General features: G+C 68.6%; 14 protein-coding genes and 1 tRNA gene. 12 read left to right on the forward strand and 3 right to left on the reverse strand.

Annotated elements, in window-relative coordinates; translation table 11 throughout:
- Nucleotides 1-6: 6 nt before the first annotated feature.
- Complete coding sequence (locus QM841_RS37390) at nt 7-486, reverse strand: MaoC family dehydratase (protein WP_005252926.1); 480 nt, start codon at nt 484-486, stop codon at nt 7-9.
- 162 nt (nt 487-648) lie between these two features.
- Here QM841_RS37390 and QM841_RS37395 point away from each other — a divergent pair, with 162 nt between their 5' ends.
- The 11 genes from QM841_RS37395 to QM841_RS37445 are packed head-to-tail and all read left to right on the forward strand — an operon-like array spanning nt 649 to nt 11923.
- A complete protein-coding gene (locus QM841_RS37395) occupies nt 649-1467 on the forward strand; it encodes an SDR family oxidoreductase (protein WP_283335895.1) in 819 nt (272 codons plus the stop codon).
- A complete protein-coding gene (locus tag QM841_RS37400; protein WP_283335896.1) occupies nt 1464-2276 on the forward strand; it encodes an enoyl-CoA hydratase-related protein in 813 nt (270 codons plus the stop codon). Before QM841_RS37395 ends, QM841_RS37400 begins: the two co-directional genes overlap by 4 nt.
- Complete coding sequence (locus QM841_RS37405) at nt 2263-3516, forward strand: acyl-CoA dehydrogenase family protein (RefSeq protein ID WP_283335897.1); 1254 nt, start codon at nt 2263-2265, stop codon at nt 3514-3516. The genes QM841_RS37400 and QM841_RS37405 overlap by 14 nt, the downstream gene beginning before the upstream one ends.
- A 1-nt stretch (nt 3517) precedes the next feature.
- Nucleotides 3518-4300 carry an SDR family oxidoreductase gene (locus QM841_RS37410; protein WP_283335898.1) on the forward strand — a complete coding sequence of 261 codons (783 nt, stop codon included), beginning with the start codon at nt 3518-3520 and terminating at the stop codon, nt 4298-4300.
- Nucleotides 4293-5327, forward strand: a complete 1035-nt coding sequence (locus QM841_RS37415; RefSeq protein ID WP_283335899.1) for a phosphotransferase family protein — start codon at nt 4293-4295, stop codon at nt 5325-5327. Before QM841_RS37410 ends, QM841_RS37415 begins: the two co-directional genes overlap by 8 nt.
- A 10-nt stretch (nt 5328-5337) precedes the next feature.
- A complete protein-coding gene (gene fabG / locus QM841_RS37420) occupies nt 5338-6099 on the forward strand; it encodes a 3-oxoacyl-ACP reductase FabG (protein ID WP_271212546.1) in 762 nt (253 codons plus the stop codon).
- A gap of 5 nt (nt 6100-6104) precedes the next feature.
- Entirely contained in the window at nt 6105-7295 is a 1191-nt protein-coding gene (locus QM841_RS37425) for an acyl-CoA dehydrogenase family protein (protein WP_283335900.1), read from the forward strand.
- On the forward strand, nt 7292-8392 hold the full coding sequence (locus tag QM841_RS37430) for an acyl-CoA dehydrogenase family protein (protein WP_283335901.1): 1101 nt from the start codon (nt 7292-7294) through the stop codon (nt 8390-8392). Before QM841_RS37425 ends, QM841_RS37430 begins: the two co-directional genes overlap by 4 nt.
- A gap of 35 nt (nt 8393-8427) precedes the next feature.
- On the forward strand, nt 8428-9411 hold the full coding sequence (locus QM841_RS37435; protein ID WP_283335902.1) for an NADPH:quinone oxidoreductase family protein: 984 nt from the start codon (nt 8428-8430) through the stop codon (nt 9409-9411).
- An 11-nt stretch (nt 9412-9422) separates the two neighbouring features.
- Nucleotides 9423-10211 carry a RhlG family 3-oxoacyl-ACP reductase gene (locus QM841_RS37440; protein WP_280783618.1) on the forward strand — a complete coding sequence of 263 codons (789 nt, stop codon included), beginning with the start codon at nt 9423-9425 and terminating at the stop codon, nt 10209-10211.
- 53 nt (nt 10212-10264) lie between these two features.
- Nucleotides 10265-11923: an AMP-binding protein gene (locus QM841_RS37445; protein ID WP_283335903.1), complete on the forward strand. Its 1659-nt coding sequence runs from the start codon at nt 10265-10267 to the stop codon at nt 11921-11923.
- Between the two features lie 71 nt (nt 11924-11994).
- Here QM841_RS37445 and QM841_RS37450 read toward each other — a convergent pair whose 3' ends face one another.
- Together QM841_RS37450 and QM841_RS37455 are read right to left on the reverse strand one after the other, a co-directional pair.
- Nucleotides 11995-13155: a N(5)-(carboxyethyl)ornithine synthase gene (locus QM841_RS37450; protein ID WP_280783616.1), complete on the reverse strand. Its 1161-nt coding sequence runs from the start codon at nt 13153-13155 to the stop codon at nt 11995-11997.
- 211 nt (nt 13156-13366) lie between these two features.
- Nucleotides 13367-13442 (reverse strand) — tRNA-Arg (locus QM841_RS37455).
- A 166-nt stretch (nt 13443-13608) separates the two neighbouring features.
- On the opposite strand from QM841_RS37455, the gene QM841_RS37460 reads away from it, so the two are divergent.
- Entirely contained in the window at nt 13609-16011 is a 2403-nt protein-coding gene (locus QM841_RS37460) for a phosphoketolase family protein (protein WP_283335905.1), read from the forward strand.
- The last annotated feature ends 3 nt before the right edge of the window (nt 16012-16014 follow it).

Raw genomic sequence — 16014 nt, forward strand, 5'->3', positions numbered from 1 at the left:
GCAGGATTATCCGGCCTCGACGACGCGGGCGACGGACTCGGACACGACCACCGGCTTGTCGGAGCCCTCGCGCTCGACGACCTGGCTCATCGTCACCTGGATGCCGCCCCCGACCTGTTCCGCGGACTGCACGGTGGCGCGCATCCGGATGCGTGAACCCACCGGTACCGGCGCGGGGAAACGGACCTTGTTGTAGCCGTAGTTCAGGCTGTGGGCGAAACCGTCGAACCGCAGCAGGGTCGCCGACAGCGCCGGTCCGAGGGACAGGCTGTACAGCCCGTGCGCGATGGTGCCGCCGAGTGGGCTGGCGGCGGCGCGCTCGGGATCGATGTGAATCCACTGGTGGTCGCCGGTCGCGTCGGCGAAGGCGTTGACGCGTTCCTGGGTGACGTCGTGCCAGTCGGTGGGGCCCAGCTCCTTGCCGATCAGCGCCGTGAGCTCGTCGAAGCTCGCGGGGCGAACGGGCAGTGCGGTGGTGTCGGTCATCTGTCTCCCTCAATTCCGGGTGGTGCAGGGCCTGGATGTGTCACGTTGGCTGCATCGAACTTCGAGGTGTTCGTCGAAATCCGACACTTGAACTTGACGACGGATTCAACTATACAAAAGAGAGACGCGAGTCACAACGCACGGCGAAGGAGAGGACACCTCGTGAAGGTTGCACAGAAGGTCGCCATCGTGACCGGCGGTGGAGGCGGTATCGGCGGGGCGATCGCAGACCGTCTCGCCGACCAGGGCGCCAAGGTGCTGGTCGCCGATCTCGATCCGAACGCCGCCGCCGCGGTTGCGGACGGAATCAACGCACGCCACCCCGGATCGGCCGTCGCCGAGGGTGCCGACGTCGCGGACGCCGATCAGATCCGGCGCATCATCGAGCGCGCCGAGACCGAGTTCGGCCCGGTCGATCTCTACTTCGCCAACGCCGGCATCGCGGGGGCACCCGGTCTCGACGCCGACGACGCCGGCTGGGATCTCGCGATCGACGTCAACGTCCGCGCCCACATCCGCGCCGCCCGGCAACTCGTGCCGAAGTGGATCGAGCGGGGCGAGGGGTACTTCGTGTCGACCGCGTCCGCGGCCGGGCTCCTCACTCAGATCGGCTCGGCCACCTATGCGGTCACCAAGCATGCGGCTGTCGCGTTCTCCGAATGGCTGTCGGTCACTTACGGGGACAACGGAGTCCGGGTCAGCTGCCTCTGTCCGATGGGAGTCGAGACGAAGTTGATGCGCTCGGGTGAGAACTCGGGTGATCCACTCGGCATCGCGGCCACCCGCGCCGTCGTCTCGGCAGGCGACGTGTTGCAGCCCGAGCAGGTCGCCGACATCGTGCTCGACGCCGTGGACCGGGAGACGTTCCTGATCCTGCCCCACGAGAGCGTCCTCACCATGTACCGGCAGAAGGGGTCCGACTACGACCGCTGGCTGCGCGGGATGCGCCGCTACCAGAGTTCGCTGCTGGAGCACGCATGACACCCGAGCACGCAGACCTGGTCCTCGCCGAGCGGCGTGGACCGGTCCTGGTGCTCACGTTCAACCGGCCGGACAAGCTGAACGCCTGGACCGACGACCTCGAGGACCGCTACTTCACGCTGCTGAGCGACGCCGAGGACGACCCCGGCGTACGCGCGATCGTCGTGACCGGCGCCGGGCGCGGGTTCTGCGCAGGCGCCGACCTCGGACGCCTGCAGGCCGTCGGTGACGTCTCCGAAGAAGACCTCCTCCGGCCGCGCCCCCGCGACCTTCCCGCGACACTGCGCAAGCCGCTGATCGGGGCGATCAACGGGGTCGCCGCCGGTCTCGGAATGGTGGAAGCCCTCTACTGCGACGTCCGGTTCGCCTCGGCGTCCGCCCGGTTCACGACCGCCTTCGCCAAGCGGGGACTGATCGCCGAATACGGCATCTCCTGGCTGCTGCCCCGGCTCGTGGGACGCAGCCGCGCCACCGACCTGTTGCTGTCGAGCCGCATGGTGGACGCCGAGGAGGCACTGCGCATCGGACTCGTCGACCACCTCGTGCCGGACGGGGTGGTCGTCGACGCCGCGGTCGCCTATGCCGAGGGGCTGTCGACGCACTGCTCCCCGACGTCGATGGCCGTCATCAAGGACCAATTACAGAACGATGCGGACGGCACCTACGCCGAGTCCGTGGCCCGCGCGGAAGGCCTGATGTTGCAGGCGTTCCGCGGGGCCGATCTCGTCGAGGGCGTACAGAGTCACCTCGACAAGCGCACACCCACGTTTCCCTCACTACCCGTCAGGAGTTCCCATGTCCCTGTTTGACATCTCGGATCGCGCCCAGCAGTTGCAGACCGATCTGCTGGAGTTCATGGATTCGCATGTGTATCCGGCGGAGGCGGTGTACGAGGAGCAGATGCGGGAGTCGGGGGATCCGCATTTCCAGCCGCCGGTGTTGGAGGAGTTGAAGGTTGAGGCGCGGCGTCGGGGGTTGTGGAATCTGTTTCATCCGCATCCGGGGACGGGTGCGGGGTTGACGAATCTCGAGTATGCGCCGTTGGCGGAGATCATGGGGCGCAGTCATATTGCGTCGGAGGCGTGCAATTGTAATGCGCCGGATACGGGCAACATGGAGGTGCTCGAGTTGTTCGGTACGGCGGAGCACAAGGAGAAGTATCTGACGCCGTTGCTGGAGGGGACGATGGCGTCGGCGTTCGCGATGACGGAGCCGGCGGTGGCGAGTTCGGATGCGACGAATGTGGAGTTGTCGATGGTCCGGGACGGTGACGAGTATGTGCTGAACGGGCGGAAGTGGTTTGCGTCGAATGCGTTGCACCGGAATTGCCGGGTGTTGATCGTGATGGGGAAGACGGATCCGTCGGCGGCGCCGCATCGGCAGCAGTCGATGATGGTGGTGCCGATCGATGCGCCGGGGGTGACGGTGATGCGGGGGTTGCCGGTGTTCGGGTATCAGGATCGGGAGGGGCATGCGGAGATCGATTTCGCCGATGTTCGGGTGCCGGCCAAGGATGTGCTGAAGGGCGAGGGGGAGGGTTTCGCGATTTCGCAGGCGCGGTTGGGTCCGGGTCGGATTCACCATTGCATGCGGGCGATCGGGATGGCGGAGCGGGCGTTGGAGTTGATGTGTCGTCGGGCGTCGTCGCGGGTGACGTTCGGTAAGCCGGTCAGTGAGAATGCGAATGTTCAGGATTGGATTGCGGAGGCGCGGATCGAGATCGAGATGATTCGGTTGTTGACGCTGAAGGCGGCGTATCTGATGGATACGGTGGGGAACAAGGAGGCGCGGACGGAGATCGCGGCGATCAAGGTGGCGGCTCCGAATATTGCGTTGAAGATTGTGGATCGGGCGATTCAGGTGCACGGTGGGGCCGGTGTGACCGACGACTTCCCGCTCGCCATGGCCTGGGCGCACCTGCGCACGCTGCGCCTGGCGGATGGTCCCGACGAGGTCCACAAGCGCGCCATCGCGCGGCAGGAACTCCGGCCCTACCGCGACACCGCCGTCAACGCCTCCACCAACGGACACAAGGTTGCGGTGAGCTGACATGGCCGGACTCGACCTCAGCGGACGCACCGCGATCGTCACCGGCGCCTCGCGGGGCATCGGTCTGGCCGTCGCCAAGGCCATCGCGGCCGTTGGCGGCAACGTGGTGCTCACCTCACGGTCCCAGGAATCGGCCGACGCCGCCGCGGCCGAGGTCGGGGGCACCGCGATCGGAATTGCCGCCCACGCCGTCGACGAAGAGGCCGCCCGGCGCTGCGTCGACGTCACCCTCGACCGCTTCGGCAGCCTGGACATCCTGGTCAACAATGCGGGAACGAACCCTTCGTACGGGCCGATCATCGACCAGGACCACGCACGATTCGCCAAGACCTTCGACGTGAATCTCTGGGCGCCGGTGCTGTGGACCGGGCTCGTCACGAAGGCGTGGATGGGCGAGCACGGCGGCGCCGTGGTCAACACCGCCTCCATCGGCGGCATGGCCTTCGAGGCGAACATCGGCCTGTACAACGCGTCCAAGTCCGCGCTGATTCACGTCACCAAGCAACTGGCACTGGAACTCTCACCGAAGGTGCGGGTCAACGCCGTCGCCCCGGGTGTGGTGCGGACCAAGCTGGCCGAGGCACTGTGGAAGGAACACGAGCAGGCCGTGTCGGCGTCCGCGGCCCTGGGACGGATCGGTGAACCCGAGGACATCGCGTCCGCGGTCGCGTTCCTCGTCTCCGATGCCGCGAGCTGGATCACCGGCGAAACCATGGTGATCGACGGCGGTCAACTGCTCGGCGACGCCCTCCCGTTCCGGCAGGGGGCCCAGCTCGGTGTCTAGCGTGGACGTCGTCGGCATCGACATCGAGGCCGTGAGCCGCTGGTTCGGCACGCTCGGCATCGACAGTGCCGGACCGCTGACCTTCGACCGGATCGGCCTCGGACAGTCGAACCTCACCTACCTCGTCCGGGACGAGGCAGGTGGCAGATGGGTGCTCCGGCGCCCGCCTCTCGGACACCTGCTGGCGTCGGCCCACGACGTCGCCCGGGAGGCGCGGATCCTCTCCGCTCTCGAGGACACCGCAGTGCCCACCCCGCGGGTGTTCGGGCTCACCGACGACCCGGAGGTGACCGAGGTACCGCTGCTGCTGATGGAATTCGTCGACGGACAGGTCGTCGATCGAATGTCGATCGCGGAGTCCCTGACGCCGGAACGTCGCCGGGTGATCGGTCTGTCGCTGCCGCGGACGCTCGCGAAGATCCACGCGGTGGACCTCGACCGGACCGGGCTGACCGACCTGGCCAGCCACAAGCCGTACGCGCAGCGTCAGCTCAAGCGGTGGTCGGGGCAGTGGGAGAAGTCGAAGACCCGCGAGCTGCCCGCCCTCGACGACCTGACGCGACGGCTCACCGATTCGGTACCGGAGCAGCGGGAACTGACACTGGTGCATGGCGACTTCCACCTGCGCAACGTCATCACGTCCCACCGGACCGGGGAGGTGACCGCGGCGCTGGACTGGGAGTTGTGCACCCTCGGCGACCCGCTCGCCGACGTCGGCAGCCTGCTCGCGTACTGGCCGGAGCCGGGCGAGACCACCGGCGGCGACTTCCCCGCGTCCACCCTCGACGGTTTCCCGGATCGGGTGGAGATCGCCGGGGTGTACCTCGACGAGACCGGACGCGACCCGGAGGCCCTGGCGTTCTGGCACGTCCTCGGCCTGTGGAAGGTCGCGGTCATCGCCGAGGGCGTCATGCGCCGCGCGCGGGACGAACCGCAGAACAAGGCGGCCGCGGGCACCCCGACCGTCGAGCGCATCGACGACCTCGTGGCCAAGGCGTGCGACATCGCCGCCCGGGCCGGAATCTGATCACACGACGATGGAGAACTTCATGAAGAGAACGGCAATCGTCACCGGCGGGGCACGGGGCATCGGTGCCGCGGTGGCGAAGAAACTGGCGAGCGACGGGTACGGGGTGGCCGTGCTCGACCTCGACGAGTCCGCCTGCGCGGCAACCGTCGACGCGATCGAGTCCACCGGAGGCCGGGCACTCGCCGTGGGCGCGAACGTCGCCGACGAGGCGTCGGTCGCGGCGGCGGTCGAGCGGGTGGCGACCGAACTCGGTGCCCCGACGATCCTGATCAACAACGCCGGGATCACCCGCGACAACCTGCTGTTCAAGATGACCGTCGACGACTGGGACGCCGTGATGAACGTGCACCTGCGCGGTGCGTTCCTGATGTCGCGGGCCGTGCAGCAGCACATGGTCGACGCGGGGTTCGGCCGCATCGTGAACCTGTCGAGCACGTCCGCGCTCGGCAACCGCGGGCAGGTCAACTACTCCGCCGCCAAGGCTGGCATGCAGGGCTTCACCAAGACGCTCGCCATCGAACTGGGCAAGTTCGGGGTCACCGCGAACGCGATTGCGCCCGGCTTCATCGAAACCGAGATGACCGCTGCCACCGCCGAGCGGGTGGGTGTCGGCTTCGAGGACTTCAAGAAGGCGGCGGCGTCGCAGATCCCCGTGAACCGCGTCGGACAGCCCGAGGACATCGCCAACACTGCGTCGTTCCTGGCGAGTGAGGGTGCCGGATTCGTGTCCGGACAAGTGATCTACGTGGCCGGCGGACCGAAGGACTGAGGAACATGACCACTGACGAACAGGCGATCGCACGCGACCTCAGTGGCCGCGTCGCGACTCTCGTCGAACAGAACGACCTGTCGGATCCGGCCGGATTCCTCGGAGCCCGATTCGACGCCGGCCTCGCGTGGGTCCACTTCCCGCCGGGACGCGGCGGACTCGGTCTGCCGCAGAGCTTCCAGGCGCAGGTCGACGCCGAACTCGCGGCCGCCGGAGCGCCCGGTCCGGCGAAGGGCCGCAACGGAATCGGATTGGGCATGGCCGCTCCGACCATCGCCGCGTTCGGCACCGAGGAACAACAGCAGAAGTACCTTCGGCCGATCTTCACCAGCGAGCACATCTACTGCCAGTTGTTCAGCGAACCGGGGGCGGGCTCCGACCTGGCCGCGGTCGCGACGCGAGCCGTCCGTGAGGGTGACGGCTGGCGGGTCAACGGGCAGAAGGTGTGGACGTCGGGGGCGCAGAACGCGCAGATGGCGATCCTCGTGGCCCGGACGGATCCGACGGTGCCCAAGCACGCCGGGCTCACCTACTTCCTGTGCGACATGAGCGATCCGGGTATCGACGTCCGGCCGTTGCGGCAGATCACCGGTGAAGCCGAGTTCAACGAAGTGTTCCTCACCGACGTCCGCATTCCCGATTCCGATCGGCTCGGCGACGAGGGACAGGGCTGGCGGGTGGCCACCGCGACCCTCAACAACGAGCGCGTCGCGATCGGTGGTTCCGCGGCCGCCCGCGAGAGCGGCATGATCGGACCGGTCGCACAGGCCTGGCGGGAGCAACCCGAACTCCGCGACCCGGCGATGCACGACGAACTGCTGCGGCTGTGGGTCGAAGCGGAGGTCGCCCGGCTGACCGGGGAACGCCTGCGGCAGCAACTCGAGGCCGGGCAACCCGGCCCGGAGGGGTCCGGCCTGAAGCTGGCCTTTGCCCGGCTCGCGCAGACCATCTCGGGTTTCGACATCGAACTCCACGGCGAGGCCGGGCTGCGGTACGACGACTGGACGATGCGCCGCCCCGACAAAGTCGACTTCACCGGCCGTGAACCCGGCTACCGGTACCTGCGCGCGAAAGGCAATTCGATCGAGGGCGGCACGTCCGAGATCCTGCGCAACGTCATCGCAGAACGCGTCCTCGGGCTCCCGCCGGAGCACCGCGTCGACAAGGATATCGCCTGGAAGGACCTGCCCCGATGAGCACCGCAGATCTGCTGTACTCCGACACGGAAGACGCCCTGCGCGACTCCGTCCGCCGCCTCCTCGCCGACCGCTGCCCACCGGAACTGGTGGTCGGGGCGTACGACCGGGCACCCGCCGACTTCTCCGGAGTATGGAAATCCCTCGCCGTCGAACTCGGACTGGCGGGCCTGCTCGTTCCCGAGGACCTGGGTGGCGCCGGAGCCGGCGCACGCGAGGCCGCGGTGGTCATGGAGGAGATCGGACGTGCCGTCGCGCCCGTCCCGTACCTTTCCAGTGCCGTACTCGCGACGGTCGCGCTGCTGAAGGCGGGGGACACGCGAACGGTCGGCGCACTCGCCGACGGGACGACCACCGGTGCGCTCACGGTCGGGCTCGCGACCGCACCGGGGCGGTTCACCCCGACCGTGCGCCGAGAGGGCGACGCCCTGACCGGCACCGTGACCAGCGTCGCGGGCGTCTCGGAGGCCGACATCCTGATCGTGCCCGCCCTGGGTCCGGGCGGACTCGAACTGCACACGGTGCCCGCCGGCACCGCCGGCGTCTCGGTCACGCCCGTGCTCGCGCTCGACATGACCCGGCCACTGTCGGATGTCGCGTTCGACGGCGCCGCATCCACCCGCATCGATGACGGCAACGCCGCGGCGGCGGTCCGGGAGGCCCTCGTCGTCGGCGCCGCACTGCTCGCCTCCGAGCAGCTCGGGCTTGCGCAGTGGTGCTTCGAGACCACCCTGGCGTACGTCAAGGAGCGAACCCAGTTCGGCCGCGCCGTCGGGTCGTTCCAGGCGATCAAGCACCGCCTCGCCGACCTGTGGCTCGAGGTCACCTCCGCGGCCGCCGCTGCCCGCTACGCCGCGGACACCGCCGCCCGGGGCGACGCGGACGCCGAGGTCGCGGCCGCCGTCGCGCAGGCGTACTGCAGCGACGTCGCCGTCCACGCCGCCGAGGAGTGCGTCCAGCTGCACGGCGGCATCGGAATGACCTGGGAATACCCCGCGCACCTGTATTTGAAGAGGGCGAAGAGCGATCAGCTCGCGTTCGGCACCGCCTACCGTCACCGCGCGCACCTCGCCGACCTGATCGACCTGCCCGCGTAACCCGAGCTCCATCATCGACAGTCAGGAAACAATCCATGAAGGCATGGCGTGTCCACGAACTCGGCGAGCCGCGCACCGCGCTGCAACTCGAGGAAGTCCCGGACCCGACTGCAGGCCCCGGCCAGGTGCTGGTGAAGGTTCTCGCCGCACCGGCGAACTTCCCCGACGTGCTGCTGTGCCGGGGCGAATACCAGATCAAGCCGCCGCTGCCGTTCACACCCGGAGTCGAGCTGTGCGGTGAGGTGCTGGCGGTCGGTGACGGCGTGACCCGCTTCGCCGTCGGCGACCGGGTGATCGGCAACCCCAACCTGCCCGGCGGCGGATTCGCCCAGCTGGCCGTGATGGACGAGGCCAACACGTTCGCCGCACCGTCCGCGCTCGACGACGCCGAGGCGTCGGCGTTGAGCATCGGCTACCAGACGAGCTGGTTCGCCCTGCACCGGCGCACCCAGCTGAAGCCGGGCGAGACGCTGCTCGTCCACGCCGCCGCGGGCGGAGTGGGCAGCGCCGCAGTGCAATTGGGCAAAGCCGCGGGAGCGAAGGTGATCGGCGTCGTCGGCGGCGCCGACAAGGTCGAGTACTGCCGCCGGCTGGGGGCGGATCTGGTGATCGACCGGCACACCGACGATTTCGTTCCGCTGGTCAAGGAATTCACCGGCGGACGCGGCGCGGACGTTGTCTACGACCCGGTCGGCGGCGACGCCTACGCGAAGTCCACCAAGTGCATCGCGTTCGAAGGCCGGATCCTGATCATCGGTTTCGCCGGCGGCACCATCCCGACACCCGGCCTCAATCACGCCCTGATCAAGAACTACTCGATCATCGGCCTGCACTGGGGCCTGTACAAGCAGTACAACCAGCAGGCGATCGCCGACTGCCACGAGGAACTGACCCGTCTCGCCGACTCCGGTGCGATCACGCCGCTCATCAGCGAGCGGCTCTCGCTCGCTGACGTCGCCGACGGCATCGGCCGGCTCGGTGACGGCAGCACCGTCGGCCGCCTCGTCTTCCAACCCTGAAGGGAACGCACATGGACATAGGTTCGCTGTTCGACGTCGCAGGCAAAACCGTGGTGGTCACCGGAGGTTCGCGGGGTATCGGCCGGATGATCGCGCAAGGATTCACCCTGGCCGGAGCGACCGTGATCATCTCCGCCCGCAAGGCCGAGGCGTGCGAGAAGGCCGCGGCCGAACTGTCCGCCGCCGGGCCGGGGACGTGTCACGCACACCCCGCCGACCTGTCCACCGAGGAGGGGATCGAGGGGCTCGTCGCGCGGGTCGCCGAGTTGTCGCCCCGACTGGACGTCCTGGTGAACAACGCCGGAGCGACGTGGGGTGCGCCGGTCGACGATTTCCCCGCCGCCGGTTTCGACAAGATCTTCGACATCAACGTCAAGGGCGTGTTCATGCTCACCCAGGCGTTGCTGCCGAGTCTGCGGGCCGCGGCGACGGACGGTGACCCCGCCCGGGTGATCAACATCGGGTCGATCGACGGACTCGTGGTGTCGGGTAGCGAGAACTTCTCGTACGGGGCGAGCAAGGCCGCGGTCCACATGCTCACCCGCAAGCTCGCAGCGACGCTGGCCGCCGAGCGAATCACCGTCAATGCCATTGCCCCCGGACCGTTTCCGAGCAAGATGATGGCGTTCGTCCTCGACGACCCGGAGCGGAAGGAGGCGGTCGAGGGATCGGTCCCGCTCGGCCGGGTCGGCACACCGGAAGACGTCGCGGGCACCGCGATCTTCCTTTCCTCGCGCGCCGGGGCCTACCTCACCGGCACCGTCGTCCCCGTCGACGGCGGGATCTCGGGAACACGCTGAACAGCACGTCACACAGTCGGAATACGGAACGAGCGAGAGGCGGCACGGCGGCGATGAGCTGGTACGACGACAGGCCCTGGATGGAACGGTACGACGAGAACACGCGTTCCGTGGGGGAGATCCCCGCCCGGACAGCGCTCGACATGTTCTCGGCCGCGGTCGAATCCGCCCCGGACGGGCCGGCGATCCGGTACCTCGGCGGCACCCTCGACTACCGCGAGGTCGACGAACTCAGCGACGGTGTGGCCGCCTACCTCACCGAGAACGGATTCGGGAAGGGCGACCGGCTCGCCATCTACCTGCAGAACGTCCCGCAGTTCCTGCTCGCGTTGCTCGGCACATGGAAGGCAGGCGGTGTCGTCGTCCCGCTGAACCCGATGTACCGGGACGAGCTCTCCCACATCCTCACCGACGCCGGAGTCACCGCGATCGTGTGCAGCGAGAACGCGTGGGCCGATCGGGTGGCGGAGCGGGCGTCCGCCGCGGGTGTGCGGATCGCGATGACCGCCAGCGAACTCGACATCCAGACGTCCGGCGACCCACGGGTGTTCGGGGGCGTGACCCGGGTGCGCGCCGAGGGCGTGCCGGACCTGCTCGAGGTGGCCCGGGCGCGCGCGGGAGCCGACGTGGCGGACCCCGGCCTGGTCCCGGACGACGTCGCGCTCGTGTCCTACACGTCCGGAACGAGTGGAGTCCCCAAGGGAGCGACCAACACCCACCGGAATCTCACCGTCAACAGTTCGATCCTGCGCCTGTACGAGAGCAAGCCCGCAGGTTCGCCGATCTTCGCGCTCGCGCCGCTGTTCCACATCACGGGCATGGTGTGCCAGTTGCTCACCGCGATCGACCTGGCGTCGCCGCTGATCCTCGCGTACCGGTTCGAGGCAGGGGTCGTCCTCGACGCCCTCGAGCGGGAGCGGCCGGTGTTCATGGTCGGCCCGTCCACCGCCTACATGGCGCTGATGGCCCACCCCGACTTCTCCGGTGAGCGCTTCGCTTCGCTGGAGGCCGTGATGTCCGGTGGCGCCCCACTACCCCCGGCAATCGTCGAACGGTTCCGGGAGCTGACCGGGAAGTACATCCGCAACGGCTACGGGCTCACCGAGACCAGCGCACCGTGCGTCGTCGTCCCGCCGAACCTGGAGGCGCCGGTCGATCCGTCGTCGGGCACGCTGGCGATCGGCCTGCCCCTTCCCTCCGCCGTGATCCGGATCGTCGGGGAGGACGGGCACGACCTCGGCCCGCTCGAGGTCGGGGAGATCGCCGTCGACGGGCCGATGGTCGTGCCCGCGTACTGGAACAAACCGGACGCCACGGCGCAGTCGCTGCCCGGCGGCCGGCTGCTCACCGGCGACGTGGGATTCATGGACGCCCAGGGCTGGGTGTACGTCGTCGACCGCAAGAAGGACATGATCAACGCGTCCGGGTTCAAGGTCTGGCCCCGCGAGGTCGAGGACGTCCTGTACCAGCATCCCGCGGTCCGGGAGGCCGCGGTCGTCGGCGAGCCGGACAGCTACCGCGGCGAGACGGTCGCCGCGTTCGTCAGCCTCCGCCCCGGGCAGACGGTCGAGACGGACGACCTCGTCGAGTACTGCCGGGAGCGGCTGGCCAGCTACAAGGCCCCGAGGCGCGTCGAGATCGTCGACGAACTGCCCAAGACGGCCAGTGGGAAAATCCTCCGACGCGAAATGCGCCGCAGCACTCCGGCCTGAACAGTCGCCCTCCCGGACGAACGGGACGCTCGTCGCGTCAGATCGAACGAGCGTCCCGTTCGTCCCGACGATCAGGCGAGAACGGGGTGCGGGTAGTCCGCCGCGCGGTGCTGGAACGACAGGATCCGGGGGTTCTGCACGACTCCGTCGCGGATCTCGACGGCCCGCCGGATCGTGTCGCTGCGGTCCCAGGCGGCGGGTCCGTCGAGGACCGTCCCCAGATGGGGGAGCAGGGCCTCGCTGATCTCCCAGGTCGCCGAATTCCACAGGTAGGACGGGCTGTGGTCGACCGCGTAGTAGCGGACGTTCTCACTGATCATGAACGTCGGATCGGCGAACGACGTGGGCCGGGCCCAGCTGAAGCCCATTCCCTCGTCGCAGGACACGTCGACGACGAGGCTGCCGGGCAGGAGGGTCTCGATGTCCGAGTCGATCAGGAACGTCAGCGGCGATTCCGTGTCCTGCAGGACGCAGTTGACGATGATGTCGTGCCGGGCGAGGAACCCGGCGAGCGGCATCCGGCCCTCGTCCGTGGTGACGTGGCTGCGGCGCGGATCGGCGTCGTCGTGATCGAACTGCACGATCTCCGCGGAATGGATCGGCGAGCTCACGGCGGTGACCCCGCGTTGCGTGACGACGTGGACGTCGTGGATGCCCAGGGCGTTCAGCGCGGTGACGGCGCCGCGGGCGGTGGCACCGAAGCCGAGTACCACGGCGCGCAGGCGGCGGCCGTAGTCGCCGGTCGAACCCGCGATCGACAGGGCGTGCAGCACCGAGCTGTATCCGGCGAGTTCGTTGTTCTTGTGGAAGACATGGAGCTGGAACGACCCCTCGACGCTCCAGTGGTTCATGGCCTCGAACGCGATCAACGTGAGGTGGCGATCGACGGCCACCTGGGTGAGCTCCGTGTCCTGGACGCAGTGCGGCCACCCCCACAGGATCTGGCCGTCACGCAGGTCCGCCAGATCCTTCGCGAGAGGTTTGGGCAGCAGGAGGACGTCGGAGTGCTCGATCAGCTGCTCCCGGGTGCGCAGCCCGCCCACCGAGAGGGCCAGCTGCTCGTCGGAGACACCGAAGGGCTCGCCGTAGCCGTACTCGAGGTGGATGCGGCCACGGAGGTCGGGGTCGATCCGGTCGAAGTGGAGCGGATGGATCGGGAGCCGGCGTTCGTCGGGCTTACTCGAACGTGCGACGACGCCGAGGGTGAGTGGATGAGAGCGGTGTTGCTGCACAGGGGTGTCCCTTGGTCGACACTGCCGGAGAGAGTCTTCGGCAGAGAGTTCTTACCGCGGAACCCGCAATGGAGGAGGCCAGCGTTCGATCGGTGGGCGCGGCATCTGCCGGCGCGGCTGCAGCTCTCGACAAAGCCCGAGGAGATCACTCGGGGAAGACTGGTAGCACCAGAGAGAAAGGCTGCGCCGCGACAGGCGACGCAGTTTCTCGTGGTGCCCCCGGCAGGATTCGAACCTGCGACCTTTCGCTCCGGAGGCGAACGCTCTATCCCCTGAGCTACGGGGGCGCACCGGAAAACCGGTGTGCCGATTGGGCTGGCCAATCGTAGCGCATGGGTAGTGGGATCGACCAAATCGGTCCCCCTACTTTGTGGACTCGCCCCGGTAGCGGCCCGGACACGCCTAGTGTCGGGAGGACGTGGACGCTCGCGAACTCCCGGGGAGGCGTCGAGAATGACCGATGGACGGCAGTTGGGGTCGCAGGACTCCGACGGGCACTATTCCGATTCCGATCTCGAGCTGGACCTGCGGTGGTGGGCGGCGGCCAACTATCTGACGGTCGCGCAGATCTACCTGCAGGACAACGCGCTTCTGCGTGAGCCGCTGCGCCCGGAACACATCAAACCCCGGCTGCTCGGGCACTGGGGGACGAGCCCGGGTCTGTCGATGATCTACGCCCTGCTGAACCGCCTCATCCGCCGGACCGACACCGATTGTCTCTACGTGACGGGTCCCGGACACGGTGGTCCGGCGCTCGTCGCCGCCACGTACCTGGAGGGGACGTACTCGGAGGTGTATCCGGGCGTGTCCCGCGACGCCGCGGGTATCCACCGGCTCTGCCGGCAGTTCTCGACGCCCGGTGGCATCCCGAGTCACGTCAGTGTGCAGACACCGGGCAGCATCCACGAGGGCGGCGAACTCGGCTACGCCCTCGCGCATGCCGCCGGGGCGGCGTTCGATCACCCGAATCTGTTGGTGGCGTGCGTGATCGGAGACGGTGAGGCCGAGACGGGACCGCTGTCCGGTTCGTGGAAACTTCCCGCCTTCCTCAATCCGGAACGTGACGGAGCGGTGCTGCCGATCCTGCACGTCAACGGAGCGAAGATCGCCGGGCCCACCGTCTACGGCCGCAGCAGCGACGCGGACGTCGAGGCGTTCCTCGGCGGTCAGGGCTGGGCGCCGACCGTCGTCTCCGGCGACGACCCGCGGCAGGTCTTCCCGGCGCTGCATCGCGCCCTCACCGACGCGCACACCGCGATCTCCGACCTGCAGCGGGAGGCGCGGGCCGGCAGGCGCAGCGCCGCCAAGTGGCCGGCGATCGTGCTGCGGACCCCGAAGGGCTGGACCGGTCCGCGGACCGTCGACGGCGTGCTCGTCGAGGGCACGCACCGGGCCCATCAGGTTCCGCTGTCGGGGGTGCGGACCGACGAGGCGCATCTGCGTCAGCTCGAGGAGTGGATGCGGTCGTACGGACCGGACGCACTGTTCGACTCGTTCGGCGCACTCGTTCCGGACCTCGAGCGGCTGGCGCCGCAGGGCGACAAGCGGATGGGTTCGTCGCCGTACGCGAACGGCGGCCGCCTGCGTGCGGATCTTCCCGTGCCGCCGCTGGAGAAGTACGCGCTTGCGATCGAGAAGCCCGGCACCACCCACCACGAGACCACCCGGGTGCTCGGGGAACTGCTCCGCGACCTGTACGCCGCCACCACCACGCCCGACGGCGGCGGCTACTTCCGGTTGTTCTGCCCGGACGAAACGTCCAGCAACCGGTTGGGCGCCGTGTTCGAGGTGACCGACCGCTGCTGGCAGCTGCCGGTCACGGACTACGACGACGGGCTGTCGGCCCGCGGCCGGGTGATGGAGGTGCTCAGCGAGCACCTCTGCGAGGGGTGGCTCGAGGGGTATCTGCTGTCGGGACGGCACGGGCTGTTCGCCAGCTACGAGGCGTTCGCGATGGTGAGCGTGTCGATGCTCGTCCAGCACACGAAGTGGTTGCAGCATGCGGTGGATCTGCCGTGGCGGGCGCCGGTGGCGTCGCTGAACGTCCTGCTGACCAGTACCTGCTGGCGCAACGACCACAACGGGTTCAGTCATCAGGGGCCGGGCATGATCGACGCCGTCATCCCGCTCGCACCGGACGTCGTCCGGATCTGGCTGCCACCGGACTCGAACACCTTACTCTCCATCTCCGACCACTGCCTCCGCAGCACCGACCACGTCAATCTCATCGTCGTCGACAAGCAGCCGCACCTGCAGTACCTGACCCTCGCGGAGGCGCATGCGCACTGCGCGGCCGGGGCGTCGGTGTGGGCGTGGGCGGGGACGGAAGCCCCGGCGGGCGCCGACCCGGACGTCGTGCTCGCGGCCGCCGGGGACGTTCCGACCCAGGAGATCCTCGCCGCGGCGCAGTTGCTGCGCGAGCACACGCCGGAACTGGTCACCCGGGTGGTCAACGTCGTCGACCTCATGGGGTTGCTCACACCCACGGAACATCCGCACGGATTCGACGCGCGCATGTTCCTGGACCTGTTCACCGCGGACACGGACGTGGTGTTCGCGTTTCACGGGTACTCGCGCGCCGTCCACGAGCTGATCCACGGGCGTCCCGCCCCGGACCGGTTCCACGTTCGCGGCTTCAGCGAACAGGGCACGACGACCACCCCGTTCGACATGGTCGTGCTCAACCGGATGAGTCGCTATCACCTGGTCCTCGAGGCGCTGCGACGCACGCGGAGGGAACCGTCCGGTGCCGGCGAACTGGCCGACTTCTGCCTCCGGCAACTCGAACGGCACGGCGAATACGTCGTCGCGCACCTCGAGGACATGCCCGAGGTGCGCGACTGGACGTGGTCGTGAGGC

The organism is Rhodococcus sp. IEGM 1307 (assembly GCF_030056915.1).
GTDB classification, from domain to species: domain Bacteria; phylum Actinomycetota; class Actinomycetes; order Mycobacteriales; family Mycobacteriaceae; genus Rhodococcus_F; species Rhodococcus_F opacus_D.

Coding starts and splice junctions, on each gene's coding strand:
- QM841_RS37425 (WP_283335900.1), top strand. CDS start 6,105: ATGACCACTGACGAACAGGCGATCGCACGCGACCTCAGTGGCCGCGTC.
- QM841_RS37405 (WP_283335897.1), top strand. CDS start 2,263: ATGTCCCTGTTTGACATCTCGGATCGCGCCCAGCAGTTGCAGACCGAT.
- QM841_RS37440 (WP_280783618.1), top strand. CDS start 9,423: ATGGACATAGGTTCGCTGTTCGACGTCGCAGGCAAAACCGTGGTGGTC.
- QM841_RS37435 (WP_283335902.1), top strand. CDS start 8,428: ATGAAGGCATGGCGTGTCCACGAACTCGGCGAGCCGCGCACCGCGCTG.
- QM841_RS37445 (WP_283335903.1), top strand. CDS start 10,265: ATGAGCTGGTACGACGACAGGCCCTGGATGGAACGGTACGACGAGAAC.
- QM841_RS37410 (WP_283335898.1), top strand. CDS start 3,518: ATGGCCGGACTCGACCTCAGCGGACGCACCGCGATCGTCACCGGCGCC.
- QM841_RS37430 (WP_283335901.1), top strand. CDS start 7,292: ATGAGCACCGCAGATCTGCTGTACTCCGACACGGAAGACGCCCTGCGC.
- QM841_RS37400 (WP_283335896.1), top strand. CDS start 1,464: ATGACACCCGAGCACGCAGACCTGGTCCTCGCCGAGCGGCGTGGACCG.
- fabG (WP_271212546.1), top strand. CDS start 5,338: ATGGAGAACTTCATGAAGAGAACGGCAATCGTCACCGGCGGGGCACGG.
- QM841_RS37390 (WP_005252926.1), bottom strand. CDS start 486: ATGACCGACACCACCGCACTGCCCGTTCGCCCCGCGAGCTTCGACGAG.
- QM841_RS37460 (WP_283335905.1), top strand. CDS start 13,609: ATGACCGATGGACGGCAGTTGGGGTCGCAGGACTCCGACGGGCACTAT.